Origin of the sequence: Nautilia profundicola AmH (genome assembly GCF_000021725.1) — a bacterium.
GTDB classification, from domain to species: Bacteria; Campylobacterota; Campylobacteria; order Campylobacterales; family Nautiliaceae; genus Nautilia; species Nautilia profundicola.
This window is the reverse complement of the sequence record NC_012115.1, coordinates 1,444,477-1,458,794: the sequence shown is the minus strand read 5'-3', so window position 1 is coordinate 1,458,794 and position 14,318 is coordinate 1,444,477. Positions and strand designations below refer to the sequence as shown.

At 33.4% G+C, this 14,318-nt stretch carries 15 protein-coding genes; 13 read left to right on the top strand and 2 right to left on the bottom strand.

What is annotated here, in order from left to right:
* Positions 1–6: 6 nt before the first annotated feature.
* The 3 genes from hisIE to NAMH_RS07655 all read left to right on the top strand — a co-directional run bounded on the left by hisIE (position 7) and on the right by NAMH_RS07655 (position 2,722).
* The gene (gene hisIE, locus NAMH_RS07665) at positions 7–666 is read left to right on the top strand and encodes a bifunctional phosphoribosyl-AMP cyclohydrolase/phosphoribosyl-ATP diphosphatase HisIE (RefSeq protein ID WP_015902420.1); all 660 of its coding nucleotides are present in this window, start codon (positions 7–9) and stop codon (positions 664–666) included.
* On the top strand, positions 663–1,214 hold the full coding sequence (locus NAMH_RS07660) for a DUF2393 family protein (protein ID WP_015901780.1): 552 nt from the start codon (positions 663–665) through the stop codon (positions 1,212–1,214). Before hisIE ends, NAMH_RS07660 begins: the two co-directional genes overlap by 4 nt.
* 104 nt (positions 1,215–1,318) lie before the next feature.
* Positions 1,319–2,722, top strand: coding sequence for a DEAD/DEAH box helicase (locus tag NAMH_RS07655; RefSeq protein WP_012663559.1), 1,404 nt, complete (start codon positions 1,319–1,321; stop codon positions 2,720–2,722).
* Positions 2,723–2,851: 129 nt separating this feature from the next.
* On the opposite strand, the gene NAMH_RS07650 is transcribed toward NAMH_RS07655, so the two are convergent.
* The gene (locus NAMH_RS07650) at positions 2,852–3,247 is read right to left on the bottom strand and encodes a PaaI family thioesterase (RefSeq protein ID WP_015901723.1); all 396 of its coding nucleotides are present in this window, start codon (positions 3,245–3,247) and stop codon (positions 2,852–2,854) included.
* Positions 3,248–3,868, bottom strand: coding sequence for a dethiobiotin synthase (bioD, locus tag NAMH_RS07645; RefSeq protein WP_012663446.1), 621 nt, complete (start codon positions 3,866–3,868; stop codon positions 3,248–3,250).
* A gap of 67 nt (positions 3,869–3,935) precedes the next feature.
* On the opposite strand from bioD, the gene NAMH_RS07640 reads away from it, so the two are divergent.
* From NAMH_RS07640 to infB, 10 genes are all read left to right on the top strand, one after another.
* Entirely contained in the window at positions 3,936–5,237 is a 1,302-nt protein-coding gene (locus tag NAMH_RS07640; RefSeq protein WP_015902235.1) for an APC family permease, read from the top strand.
* Positions 5,237–6,292: a flagellar biosynthesis protein FlhB gene (gene flhB, locus NAMH_RS07635; RefSeq protein ID WP_012663580.1), complete on the top strand. Its 1,056-nt coding sequence runs from the start codon at positions 5,237–5,239 to the stop codon at positions 6,290–6,292. The genes NAMH_RS07640 and flhB overlap by 1 nt, the downstream gene beginning before the upstream one ends.
* A gap of 233 nt (positions 6,293–6,525) precedes the next feature.
* The gene (locus NAMH_RS07630) at positions 6,526–7,473 is read left to right on the top strand and encodes a DHH family phosphoesterase (RefSeq protein WP_015901952.1); all 948 of its coding nucleotides are present in this window, start codon (positions 6,526–6,528) and stop codon (positions 7,471–7,473) included.
* A 52-nt stretch (positions 7,474–7,525) separates the two neighbouring features.
* Positions 7,526–8,854, top strand: coding sequence for a M23 family metallopeptidase (locus NAMH_RS07625; RefSeq protein ID WP_015902783.1), 1,329 nt, complete (start codon positions 7,526–7,528; stop codon positions 8,852–8,854).
* Positions 8,851–9,378 carry a septum site-determining protein MinC gene (minC, locus tag NAMH_RS07620; protein ID WP_015901750.1) on the top strand — a complete coding sequence of 176 codons (528 nt, stop codon included), beginning with the start codon at positions 8,851–8,853 and terminating at the stop codon, positions 9,376–9,378. The genes NAMH_RS07625 and minC overlap by 4 nt, the downstream gene beginning before the upstream one ends.
* The gene (gene lpxC, locus NAMH_RS07615) at positions 9,375–10,253 is read left to right on the top strand and encodes a UDP-3-O-acyl-N-acetylglucosamine deacetylase (protein ID WP_015902487.1); all 879 of its coding nucleotides are present in this window, start codon (positions 9,375–9,377) and stop codon (positions 10,251–10,253) included. The genes minC and lpxC overlap by 4 nt, the downstream gene beginning before the upstream one ends.
* Positions 10,234–10,689, top strand: coding sequence for a hypothetical protein (locus NAMH_RS07610; RefSeq protein WP_012663836.1), 456 nt, complete (start codon positions 10,234–10,236; stop codon positions 10,687–10,689). The genes lpxC and NAMH_RS07610 overlap by 20 nt, the downstream gene beginning before the upstream one ends.
* Before the next feature lie 11 nt (positions 10,690–10,700).
* A complete protein-coding gene (thrB, locus tag NAMH_RS07605; protein ID WP_015902236.1) occupies positions 10,701–11,582 on the top strand; it encodes a homoserine kinase in 882 nt (293 codons plus the stop codon).
* 23 nt (positions 11,583–11,605) lie between these two features.
* A complete protein-coding gene (locus NAMH_RS07600) occupies positions 11,606–11,857 on the top strand; it encodes a YlxR family protein (RefSeq protein ID WP_012663775.1) in 252 nt (83 codons plus the stop codon).
* A 13-nt stretch (positions 11,858–11,870) separates the two neighbouring features.
* Positions 11,871–14,318 carry a translation initiation factor IF-2 gene (gene infB / locus NAMH_RS07595; protein WP_015902638.1) on the top strand — a complete coding sequence of 816 codons (2,448 nt, stop codon included), beginning with the start codon at positions 11,871–11,873 and terminating at the stop codon, positions 14,316–14,318.

Here is a 14,318-nt window from a genome sequence, read left to right as displayed (position 1 = left end):
AAAAGAATGGTAGATTTTAAAAAAAACGGGGGTCTTGTTCCCGTTATTGTACAGGATGCGGACACGAATGAAGTTCTTATGCTTGCTTATATGAATGAAGAGGCTCTTAAACTTACACAGGAAACAGGGTTTGCTCATTATTTTTCAAGAAGCAGAAATAAACTGTGGAAAAAGGGTGAGAGCAGCGGTCATACGCAGGAAGTAAAAGATATATTGATCGACTGTGACAACGATACGATTTTGCTTAAAGTTAAACAAAACGGTGTTGCCTGTCATACAGGTAGAAAGTCGTGTTTTTTTACAAAACTTGATACAAATGAAATAATATTGGACAAAGAAAAAGAAATAGAGTATAATTTCATCGACGAACTCTATCATACTTTACTCGATAGAAAAAATGCTAATCCAGAAACTTCATATGTTTCTTCATTATACCACAAAGGTGAAAATTCACTTCTTAAAAAAGTAGCGGAAGAAGCGGCGGAGTTTTGTTTTGCAGTTAAAGATGATAACACTAAAGAAATTATATATGAAGCGGCCGATTTGGCCTTTCATACATTAATTGCTTTAGCTTTAAAAAATATTCATCCGGAAGCCGTTTTGGAAGAACTTAAAAGAAGAGAAGGCGTAAGTGGAATAGAAGAAAAAAGGAACAGAAAAAAATGATTCCTTACTTTACTATCTTACATTGGCTCGATATAGTATTCTTTTTAGTTTTATTTATATTTTTGGTCATAATCTCCATAAAAGCTGCCGGTAATAGTACAAAGTTATTATTAAGTATGATTTTTGCTTCATTTTTGGTTACTGCTTTTGGAGCGGGCCTTGGTCTTGTGATTTTGGAAAAATATACCAAAAAAGCAAAGCTTATAAATGTAAAGCAAAGAAGAGTTTTGATCAATGAAACATTGGTTCTAAAAGGTAGAGTCAAAAATATAGGTAAATTTAAAATTAATTACTGTAAACTTGAAATAAAACTTGTTAATAATGGTTGGGGCGGTAAATTTACAAAAGGAAGCTTCTTCAAACCGGGAGGTTTGAGTATTTTTGGAAGTAAAGATAAACAGCAAGCCAAACCTAATACAGTAAAAGCAACGAGAATAATCATAAAAGACGGTCTGTTGCCTGGAGAAGTAAAAGATTTCTCTGCAATTATTCCGTATCCTCCGTATTTTAAAAATACCTACTTGAATTATAAACTCTACTGCCATTAATTTAGCTTTTAAATCGCTAAGTAAATAAATTGTGAAGTTATGAAGCGGAAGCTTCAAGGTACAAAAGTTTAGTTGCAACATTAATATATAAAATAAGGAAAAAAATGACATTTAATGATTTTAATTTAAAAAAAGAAATACTAAAAAGATTGGAAGAAATCGGATTTGAAAAACCGTCTCCGATTCAGGAAAAAGCGATCCCTGTAGTTCTTCAGGGTAAAGATATTGTAGCTCAGGCTCAAACAGGTACTGGTAAAACAGCTGCATTTGGACTACCGATTCTTAATATGCTTGAAAAAGGGCAAAAAGCTCTTATTATTACTCCGACAAGAGAACTTGCTATTCAGGTAAGTGAAGAAATTTTCAGATTCGGAAAACACCTCGGAATCCATACTGCTACAGTTTATGGAGGAAGCAGCTATTCAAGACAGATTAACCACATCAAAAATTCTGAAGTAATCGTAGCGACTCCCGGAAGACTAATAGATCTTTTAAGCAGCGGTAAAATCGATATTGCACCTGAGTATGTGGTGCTTGACGAAGCTGATGAAATGCTTGATATGGGATTTTTGGATGATATTAAAGAGATTTTCAAATACGTACCGAGCAACAGACAAACGCTTCTTTTCAGTGCGACAATGCCAAAACCGATTTTAAGTTTGGCAAAAACGATTCTTAAAGACCCAGAATTTATTCAGATTACAAAAAAAGAAGTAACCAACGAAAATATCAAAGAATACTTTTACGTAATCGACGAACATGAAAGAAACGACGCTTTAATAAGACTAATTGATTATAAACAGCCTAATAAAGCGATAGTGTTTTGTAGAACAAAAAAAGATGTAGATACGGTGGCTGACTTTTTAAGCGGTGTAGGTTTTGATGCAAAAGGTCTTCACGGTGATATGGACCAAAGAAAAAGAGAAGAAGTTATCAAAGGATTTAAAGGTAACAGAATAGAAATACTTGTAGCGACTGATGTAGCGGCAAGAGGTCTTGACGTAAATGATGTTACACATGTATTTAACTATCACTTACCACTTGATCCTGAGAGCTATGTTCACAGAATCGGAAGAACAGGAAGAGCCGGTAAAGAAGGTATGGCTATTTCGCTTGTAACTCCTCATGAATTCAGAGCTCTTAGTAAAATTCAGAAAATTTCTAAAATTGAACTAAAAGAAGTACCGACACTTCAAGATGTGAAAAATACAGAAATCCAAAAAATTATGGAAAAAATAAGTTCAATTGAACCTAACACAAAATCTATTGAAATTGTAGAAGTGTTACAAAACGATTTTGACCTATTTACAATAGCTACAAAATTTGCAAGTATGCTTTTTGAAAAAGATGCAGACGGTAAAGAGAGAATCGGAAAAAGTTTAAAAGAAGCAAAAAGACTTCTTGAAAGAAGCGCTAACTCAAAAGGCGGAAACGATAGAGACAGAAGAAGAGGTAGAAGAGGAAATTTCAGAGGCGGCAGAAACTCTGGAAGAGGCAGAAGAAGATAATCTTCTTCTTTTGTTTTTATTTAAATAAGTGCCTGACACTATAAATTTTATTTTAAATTATGTTTATATTTTTGTGTAAATTCTTATTGAATATATGAAGTGTATAATAAAAAAAAGAAAAAAATGTGATTATTTTCTTTTTAAAACATGTTTGTCTAATATTACACAGCCGAAGATTCCTTCAAACACTTTTATTTCATTTATTGTTCCGACTACTTTTATTTCATGTTTTCTTTTTTCTTTCATAATTGTTTCGCTTTCAAATTCAACCACATCTCCGACTTTTACGGGAGCCATAAATTCACACTGACTTCTTACTAATACCACGTAAGGATGATTAACAGTGGCCATGGCACAAAAATCAGCAGCTCCGAATGTAAAACCGCCATGAACAAGCCCTTCTTCATCAACGGCCATATCTTCAGTTGTTTCAAGCCTTACTTTTGCCGTATCTTCTCCTATTTCAATTAACTGACCGAATTTTTTGTTAAATTTCAGGTGCGTATTTAATTCTTGTGTTTCCATCTATTCTCCTAAGAGTTTTTGTGTTATTTTATCTAAATCTTTTTGTATAAATAAAGGATTGTATTTTTGCATAAAAGGATGCGAAACTTCAAAATAGTGTTTTTCGTCAAAAAGGTTTATAGCCCAAGTAAATTCAATACCGTTTGAATCAAGGTAATATTTGTTTAATAAAAAGTCGTTAATCATTCCGAGTTTGCTGCTAAATACCATAAAAAGTTTAGCATTGAAAATATTTAAAAAGTCTATCATTTTAAATTTATCCTTTACAGGTACCAAAATGCCGCCGGCTCCTTCTATTAATAAAACATCACATAAAGGTTTGATTTTTTCATAAGAGGTTTTTATTTTTTGAAAGTCGACTTCTCCTGATACATAAGGAGCTGCGGGTAAAGAGTGTCTGACGGGAACAATGTCTTCAATTGAAAGTTGTTGTAAAAAAGGATTTAATTCTTTAGCTTTGTTGTAAAGTTTATAACCGTCGGCGGGAATTTTATCTACGCCTGTTTCTATCGGTTTTATTACTCCTACTTTATAGCCTTTTTTTGCAAACATTTCCATGAGTAAAAGAGTTGAATAGGTTTTTCCCTGGTCCGTATTGTTAGCAGATACAAATATATTCATTCGCAGCCTTTAAAAAGTGATATAATAATTATATACAAACTTCAGACTGTTTAGGCAAGGAAAAATTATGAAAAGAAAAATAGGTTTTTGGGAAGCTTTTAGTATTGGTGTCGGAGGAATGGTAGGAGGAGGGATATTTGCAGTTTTGGGACTGACAATTGATTTGGCTAAAGGAGCAGCACCGGTTGCATTTTTGATAGCCGGGATTATTGCTTTAATTACATCTTATTCGTATGTTAAATTATCTATTACTTATCCGAGTGAAGGCGGTAGTATTGAATATATAGTACAGGCTTTTGGTAATAATCTGTTTTCGTCGGTTGTAAATAATTTGCTTTTAATAAGTTATGTAATAATGTTGAGCCTTTATGCTTATGCATTCGGAAGCTATGCAAGTGCGCTTTTTTTTGGTGATGAGGTGATGTGGTTTCATAAATTATGTGCAAGTGCAGTAATAATTTTATTTGTGATGATTAATTTAATGGGAGCTTTTTTAACAGGAAAAGCCGAAGACTTAATGGTTTTTATTAAAGTGGCGATTTTGCTTATATTTGTAGCGGCAGGGATTTTTAGTGCAGATTTTCACAGGCTTTCACCAGAGTATTGGGAAAGTATGTTGAAAATTGTGACAGGAGGGCTTATCATTTTTCTTGCGTATGAGGGATTTGAGCTTATTGCAAATACCGCAAAAGATATAGACAATCCTAAAAGAACTCTTCCAAGAGCATTTTATAGTGCAGTAATTTTTGTGATTTTTTTATATGTAAGTATTGCTATTGTAACAGTCGGAAATGTGAGTTTTGAAGAAGCCAAAAGAGCTCAGGACTATGTATTGGCGATAGCAACCGAGCCGTTTTTCGGTAAAGCCGGGTTTGTGATTATTTCCGCAGCGGCACTTCTTTCAACAGCCAGTGCGATTAATGCAACACTTTACGGAGGTGGCAGGGTAGGATATTTGGTAGCGAAATTAGGAGAACTTCCAAGCGAATTTGCAAAAAAAGTGAAAGAAGGCTATGAGGGGATGCTGATTTTGGGACTGATGGCTATAATTTTTGCAACTTCTTTTGATATTCAAAATATTTCTGTTGCAGGAAGTTTAGGGTTTTTATTAATATTCGGACTTGTTAATCTTGCAAATTTTAAACTGAGAAATAAAACAAATTCAAATGCTTTAATTTCAATACTTGGGACCGTACTATGTTTTGGTGCGGCAGCAATTTTGGTGGGATATAATGCTAAAAATTCACCTGAAAGTTTAAAAAGTAGTCTTTTGGTGATTGTAATTGTGATTTTATTTAGTTTTGTGTATTATAAGCTCGGTAAAAAAATGCAAAGTATACTTGATGAAGATTTAAGAAAAGGTATTTAATGGCTGACGATATGGAAAAAACGGAAGATCCCACCCCCAAAAAACTACAGGATGCGAGAAAAGAGGGTAATGTTCCGAAATCAATGGAAACAAGCGGATTTGTTGTTTTATTTGTTGCTATTATCGTTATTATTTTTTATCTTAAATATATTACGTATTATTTAGAAAAATTTTATATGTACTATACTTCTTTTATAGGTGTAGAAATAACAAAAAACATTGTTTTTGAGATAGTGCTTAAATCAGCCCTTAATTTTTTTATATTATTAGCTCCACTGTTAGGAGCTGTAGTTCTTGCGGGAATATTGGGCAATGTAATGCAGTTTGGATTTTTATTCACCGTTAAGCCGATAATTCCAAAGTTTGAAAAGATAAATCCGATTAAAGGTATAAAAAGGCTTTTTTCTCTTAAAACCTTAGTGGAAGGTATAAAAATGACACTAAAGGTTTCAGTGGCTTTTGGTGTCGGAGCATGGCTGTTTATGAAATTTTTAGAAGAGATTCCTAAACTTGAACTTATGAGCTTTTTTGAACAGCTGAAATGGTTTGAAGAAAAAGCTTTAATCATTATATCCGCGATGCTTGCAGTATTTTTGGTCTTTGCGGCAATTGATTTTATCTATCAGAGATATAGTTACAAAAAATCGCTTCGTATGAGCAAACAAGAAATAAAAGACGAATATAAACAAACGGAAGGTAACCCTGAAATTAAAGCTAAGATAAGACAGCTTCAAAGGGAAATGGCTAAAAAAAGAATGATGAGTGAAGTACCTAAAGCCGATGTTGTAATTACAAACCCTACGCACTATGCCGTGGCTATAAGGTATGATAAAACAAAAGACGAAGCTCCAAGGGTAATTGCTAAAGGTGTAGATAATCTTGCGCTTAAGATTAAAGAAATAGCAAGGGAACATGATATTATGATTGTGGAGAATCCTCCTCTTGCAAGGGAGCTTTATAAGCTTGTGGATATTGACGAGCTGATACCTCAAAAACTTTATAAAGCTGTTGCGGAAGTGCTTGCGTTTGTTTATAAGGCAAAAGGCAAGGTTTAATCAATGGTTAATGGCAAGTTGAAAATGGAAAATGTTACAATTGAGAATTGAGAATTGAGGCAGTGCCAGACCCTGATTAGTAGATAATTATCTACTAATATACTAATTACTAATAAAGCAATATATCAGTTAATTTCAACGACCTCAACAAGTTTAATTAACCTTAAGAACATTATTACTTTAATAACCAATCCACCGCCATTAATGTTATAATTTCAACAAAAAGGCTTGTTATGGAAATTTATAAACAGATATGGGATGAAATTAAAAAAGCCGATAATATCTTACTTATTGCTCATATAAATCCTGACGGTGACGCTCTTGGAAGTGAGCTTTCACTTTATCCTATTTTAAAAAGAATGGGTAAAAAGGTTACCGTTTTTAATGCAACGAAACCATTACCCGAATATCTTGATTTTTTGCCAAACTTTGACAAAGTTACAAATAAATTACCTAAAAAAACTGATCTTACAATTTCATTTGACTGTGGAAGTTTTGACAGATTGGGACTGGAAGAGAAGCCTTCTTTTTTAATAAACATAGATCATCATATTTCCAACACGAACTACGGGGATATAAATTTAATAGAACCTAATCATGCTTCCACCTCACAAGTGATATACGATATATTAAAAGCGAATAATATTGACATTCCTGCAGATACCGCCGTTTGTATTTATACGGCTCTTGTAACGGATACTGGAAGTTTCCAATATGAAAGTGTAAATGATAAAGTGTTTGAATGCGCGGCTGATTTGGTTAGATGCGGTGTAAAACCGGATTTTGTTTCAAAAATGCTTTTTCAAAGAGACAGACTTTCACGCCTTAGACTTCTTGCAAAAGCATATGAAACCATTGAAATGTGCTGTGAGGGTAAAGTCGCTTTTGTTGAAGTAACAAAAGAAATGATGGAAATTACAGGTGCTATAAAAGATGATACGGATACTATAGTTAACAGTGTAAGAGCTTTGGCTCCAGTTGAAGTGGCTTGTATGTTAAGGGAAGATGATGAAGGTATAAAAATTTCTCTTAGAAGTAAAAACTATGCAGATGTAAGTAAAATTGCACAAAAACACGGTGGCGGAGGACATATCAGAGCAGCTGGCGCAACAATAAAAGGTGAATTTGATTTTGAAAAAGTAAAAGAAATGCTAAAAAAAGATTTGAAAGAGATAGTTTAGCATTAACCTCAAATTAACTACCGTTTTGTAAAATTTTGAAAAAAGGATATATATGAAGAAATTATGGATTTTAATACTGCTTTTAATTGCTGGTGCAGCTGGGTTTGTATATTTTTCTCCGATGTTTGAAAAAACTCCTCCGAGTATTCAAATCGAAAGTAACGGATTTACGAATCTTAAAAAACCGTTAAAAGTAATTTTAAAAGACGAGTCCGGAATTAAATATTATCGTGTAACTATGATTGCGGGTGGAGTCGTAAGCGAACTCGCTACTCTTACAGATCCGGCAATGGGGAAAGAAGTTGTACTTAAAATCAATCTTCCGAAAACAAACGCAAAACAGATAAAAATAAATATTGCTGCCGTTGATAATTCAAAATGGCATTTTTTTGCGGGCAACGAAGCAAAAAAAAGTATAATATTGCAGGTCGATACTACAGCACCTTTGACTGAAATAATTAACAATTCTTATGCTATAGGAAACGGTGGAAGTGCAGCTGCTGTTGTTAAAGTAAGCGATGAAAACCTTAAAGATAAATATATTTTGGTTAACGGAAAATACAGATTTAACCTAACTCCATTTGTGAAAAAAAATTATTATGTTGCTTTAATTGCATGGCCTGTAAAAGAAAAAACGTTTGATGCCGAACTTGTAGCGGAAGACATGGCAGGAAATATTGTAAAAGAGCATATTCCTTATTATTGGAGAAAATACAGATATCCGAAAGCAAAAATTAAAATAAGTGATAAATTTATTAATAGTGTTGCAAAAAGAGTACTTGAAAAAATGGATATACCTATTCCAAACGATCCTGTTGAGATATTTAAAAAAGTAAATGAAACTGTAAGAGCAATGAATGAGAAAGAAATACACGATCTTACTGATAAAGTATATGAAGATAAAATAAGTTATTTTTCTATTGCAAGATTCAATCCACTGCCGGGAAGTGCAGTAAGAGCTTATTTTGGAGAGCAGAGAACTTACTATTATAAAGGCGAAAAGATTTCTAATGCTATTCATAAGGGAATAGATCTTGCTAAAGTAAAAAGAGCGAAAATTTATTCAAGCAATTACGGTAAAGTTATTGCTGAAAAATATATTGGTATATATGGTAATACATTAATTGTATATCATAAATTAGGATTATACACCTTGTATGGACACACTTCGGTATTTAAAGTTAAAGTGGGTGATAAGATCAGAAGAGGCCAGGTAATAGCAAGAACCGGTTCAACAGGAGCGGTGTTTGGCGATCATCTCCATTTCGGAGTTTATGTACAGGGTTATGCTGTAAATCCTATAGAATGGATGGATCCAAGATGGATTAAGCTAAATGTTACAAATGTAATTAATGGGGCGAAAAGGATAATCAATAAATGAGACAAAAGACCATAAGAGTTTTTGAAGTAGACGATTATGAAAATTTAATAAAAGTAGTTGAAAGCAAATACGAGCTAATTAAAAACTACTATTTTTTATTGAAAGAGTCGAATAAAGAAATTGAAAATTTTTTAAGGTCAAAAAATTTGTCTTATTTTGTAAGTAATTCGGAAGGTTTTACTCCTAAAAAGGAAATATCGCAAGAAATAAAAGTCGTAGAAAAAGAAATAATTAAAAAAATAAAAACCGAAACACGTATTTATGATAAAATTATACGTAGCGGAGAAGAAATTTTGACAGAAGATAATTTGGTGTTTTTAAACAGAATTAATGCCGGTGCTAAAATTAAGAGCAGTGGTAATATTGAGATTTTTGACGAATGTGAAGGTCGTGTGGTTTGCGACGGAGATTATATGATTGTAAAAAGAAACATTAAAGGTACAATTATATTCAAAGGCGCCGATATAGGTAAAATTGATAAACTCACATTGATAAGCGATAATATGAAGAAGGTTTTAGAATGAAACAAAGAACTATAAAAAGGCCTGTGGAAGCTATAGGTATAGGACTTCATAAAGGAGTTCCGGTAAAACTTAGACTTGAACCGATGGCTGAAGACAGCGGTATTGTTTTTTACAGAAGCGATAAAGGGGTAAGTATACCTTTAAGTCCAGATTATGTAGTAGATACCAAAATGGCCACTGTAATAGGCAACGAAGGTGTTATGGTTTCCACAATCGAACATTTAATGAGTGCAATTTATGCATTCGGAATAGACAATTTAAGAATAATCGTTGATAACGATGAAGTGCCTATTATGGATGGAAGTGCAATAAGTTTTGTAATGATGATTGAAGAAGCCGGAATCAAAGAACTTGAAGCACCAAAAAAATTTATTAAAATCACTAAAGAGGTAGAAATAAAAGACGGGGACAAATTTGCAAAATTGAAACCTAACGAGAAAATAAGTTTTGATTTTGAGATTAACTTTGATCATCCTGTTATCGGTAATCAAAAATATATGTTTAATTTTTCTACTAAAAATTATATTGAAGAGATTGCAAGAGCAAGAACTTTCGGATTTTTAAAAGAAGTACAATATTTAAGAAGTATAGGACTCGCTCTGGGAGGGAGTTTAGAAAACGCGATTGTACTTGACGATAAAAAAATATTAAACGACTCATTAAGATTTGAAGATGAATTTGTAAGACATAAAATTCTTGATGCAATAGGCGATATGAGTCTTTTAGGCGGTAATTTTATAGGTAGTTATGAAGCTTTTGCAAGCGGGCATCATTTAAATCACTTATTAACAAAAGAGTTGGTAGCACAAGAAGCTTTTGAAATTGTTACGTTTGAAAAAGAAGGAGAAAAAGCGGTTGCAAAAGCCTTTAGTTGATATAGTTGCTATTGTTATTTCTAAACCTTTATTAATCGGCATTTATAAAAACGGAAAACTTATAGAAAAAATTGAAAAAGAAGGTATGACAAGCGATGTTTTACCTTCTCTCTTCGATGAAATACTTCAAAAATACGAAATTAATTCAATAATCTATTCAAAAGGGCCGGGCAGTTTTATGGCTATTAAACTTGCATATGTTTTTTTTAAAACATTTGAAGTGGCAAAAAAAATAAAACTTTTAGCGGCGGACGGGTTTTATTTTAATAAAAACATGCCTATAAAAGCTGTAGGGAATAGTTATTTTGTAAAAAAAGAAGGTATAATTACACTTAAAAAAGAGTTAGAAGAAGGTACGTTTGAGCTTCCGACAGAGCTAAAAATTACAGATTTTAGTGAGGAAACAGAGCCTCTTTATATTTTAAAAGCAGTTTAAGAAGGGATTTGATGGTAATTACAGTTCCAGCCACAAGTGCGAATTTAGGTCCGGGTTTTGACACGTTAGGACTTGCGCTTAATTTAAGAAATGAAATAGAAATAGTAAAAAGCGACTATACGAGTATTGAAATATACGGAGAAAATGCTGAGTATTTAAGAACGTTAAAAAGAAACTATTTCGTTGAAATATTTATGGATCATTATAAAAATTTAACAGGAAAAGAAGATAGTTTTAAATTTAAGTTTAATAATAAAATCCCTCTCTCACGTGGACTCGGAAGCTCTTCAGCTGTAATTATAGCTGCAATTACGGCAGCTTATGAAATGGCACAGGTTCCATATAAAAAAGACAGAATAATTAATTTAGCTCTTTCATATGAGCCACATCCTGATAACATAACACCTGCGGCATTAGGTGGCTTTTGTGTTGCGAAGCTTAGAAAAAACAGGGTTTATTTTCTTAAAAAATTTATACCGACATATTTAAGAGCCGTAGTCGTAATACCGAATAGAACAATTTCAACTCAAAAAAGCAGAAACGCTCTTAAGGCGCATTACAATTTAAAAGATATTGTTACGAATATATCATCAGCTTCGATGATTACAGCTGCTTTTTTTAGTGAAAAATTTGAAATTTTAAGAAATGTGGTAGAAGATAAAATTCATCAGGAAAACAGAATGAAAGCCGTACCGGAGCTGTTTAAAGTAAGAGAAATCGCATTAAGAGAAGGTGCGTTGATGTCGACACTCAGCGGCAGCGGCTCTACTTTTTTCAATCTTGCGTATAAAGATGACGCATACAGTATATACAATGTACTTAGAGATAATTTTAAAGATTTTACTATTAAAATACTTCAATTTGACAATGTAGGAGTAAAAGTATACAATTAACAACAGACAATGGAAAATGGATAATGGAAAATGAACATAAACCGATACGGATGTGTGTCGTATGCCGTAAAAGGCTTTTTCAAAAAGAACTTTACAGGTTACAGTGTAAAAATAGAAAACTGAGTCCTTTTGACGGATTTGGAAGAAGCTTTTATGTGTGTGACAACTGTAAAAACGAAAAAAAATTTATAAATTATATATCTAAAATATGTAAAATTACAAAAGAAAAAGCGAAAGAGGAAATTGTTCATTTTCCATTTTCCATTTTAAATTAAAAAAGGAGTTTACTTGAAGATAAAAGTATCAGAGGTTGCAAGAGAACTGGGTCTTAAAGCGAAAGAAGTAGTAGATATTGCAAAAGAAATCGGAATTGAGGCAAAAACAAGAGGTGAAATTTCACCAATGGATGCTGCAAAAATTCAGGAATATTTTTTAAACGGCGGTAAAAAAGAAGAAAAACCGAAACCTAAAAAAGAAGAAGCGAAAAAAGAGGTAAAAGAAGAAAAACCTCAAAGAAGAAGACGCTCTCGTGGTAGTTTTAACGATTTGGTTAAAAAAACTCAAAAAGGTATTGAGGTAGTTAAAAAAGCGGAACCTAAACCTGAATTAGAAAAAAAAGAAGAAAAACAAGAAATACAGGCAGAAACTCAAAAATCTAAGCCGAAACCAAAACCGAAGCCTCAACCTGCTAAAAAAAGAGAAGAAAAAGAACTTCAAATCAATGTTGATTTGGCTGATATGGATGTAATTGAAGAAAATCAGGTTGAGCTTTTAGATTTATATTTTAATGATTTAAATCTTAAAAACGACGAAGAACTTGAAGAGAAAGCAAAAACTAAAACTCAACAGCAACAGCAAAAACAGAAAAAAACGCAGCCTGTTAAAAGAAAAAAACCAAGTGAAGGCGGAATAACAAAAGAAACTGCGAAAAAGAAGAAAAAGAAAAAGAAAAAAGATGCTGAAATTAAAACGATAGTAATACCAAAAGAAGTTAGAGTTTATGAATTTGCCGAAGCGATTAATAAACCGTTAGAAGAGGTAATAGAAGCATTAAGAGAGCTTGGAGAAGAAAGAGATAAAAACGACTTTTTAGGTGAAGAATATATTGAAACTCTTGCGGAAGAGTTTGAAATTCCGGTAGAAGTATATGACCCTCTTGCAGAATTTGATTATGTTAAAAAGTATGACTCAGTTGAAGATGACGAAAATGACCTTGTAGAAAGACCTCCGATCGTTACAATTATGGGGCATGTAGACCACGGTAAAACTTCTCTTTTAGATAGAATAAGAAACAGTAGAGTTGCTGCTAAAGAAGCAGGAGGAATTACTCAGCACATCGGTGCGTATATGGTTGAAAAAGACGGTAAAAAAATTACGTTTATAGATACACCTGGACACGAAGCATTTACAGAAATGAGAGCAAGGGGAGCCCAGGTAACTGACATCGCTATTATCGTAGTAGCGGCAGACGACGGTGTAATGCCTCAGACAAAAGAAGCAATTGCGCATGCACAGGCGGCTGAAGTGCCGTTTATAGTAGCGGTAAACAAAATTGACAAACCTCAAGCAAACCCTGATTTAGTTAAGTCTCAATTAGCGGAGATGGGAATTACACCTGTTGAATGGGGTGGAGAGTATGAATTCGTTAACGTGTCTGCAAAAACGGGAGAAGGTATAGACGACTTACTTGAGACTATCCTACTTCAGGCTGAAATGATGGAGCTTAAAGCAAATCCTAAAAGAAAAGCTAAAGCAGTCGTTATTGAAAGTAGGGTTGAAAAAGGAAAAGGACCTGTTGCGACCATTATTGTTAAAAACGGTACGCTTAAAAAAGCAGACAGTTTCGTATGTGGTAAAACGTACGGACGTGTGAGACTTATGATTGATGATCTTGGTAAACCGAAAAAAGAAGTATTACCTGGTGAGCCTGCGGAAATTACAGGGTTTGACGAAGTTCCTATGGCTGGTGACGTACTTGTGGCGGTTGAGAGTGATAAAATAGCTAAAGAAACAGCAGAAAAATGGAAAGAGTTCTTAGAAGAGAGAGAAAAATCAAAATCAACAAAAGCTACTCTTGAAGATCTACAGAAAATGATTTTAGAGGGTGAACTTAAAAAACTTCCTGTAATCGTAAAAGCTGATACCCAGGGAAGTGTTGAAGCGATTAAAGGTAGCCTTGCAAAACTTAAAAACGAAGAAGTTAAAGTGGACATTATTCACAGCGACGTAGGTGCTATTACGGAAAATGATGTTATTTTGGCAAAAGCAAGCGAGCCACACGCAATTATTTTAGGATTTAACGTTAGGCCTACAAGCGGTGCCAAAAACAAAGCTAAACAAGAGGGTATTGAGATTAGAACGTACTCTATCATTTACGATCTGATTGATGATGTAAAAGAACTTCTTTCAGGTCTTATGACGCCTAAAGTTACAGAAGAAGTAACGGCTACTATTGAAGTTAGGGATGTGTTTATGGTACCTAAAGTGGGTGCTGTCGCCGGATGTTACGTACAGGACGGTGTGGTACACAGAGGTGACTTTGTAAGAGTTATCAGAGACGGTGTCGTTATATACGATTCTAAACTTGCGAGTCTTAAAAGATTCAAAGACGACGTTAAAGAAGTCGGTAAAGGTTTTGAGTGCGGTATTATGGTTGAAGGATACAACGACGTAAAAGTAGGCGATATCCTTGAAACATACAGAAAAATCGAAGAAAAAGCGAAATTTGAAGGGTAA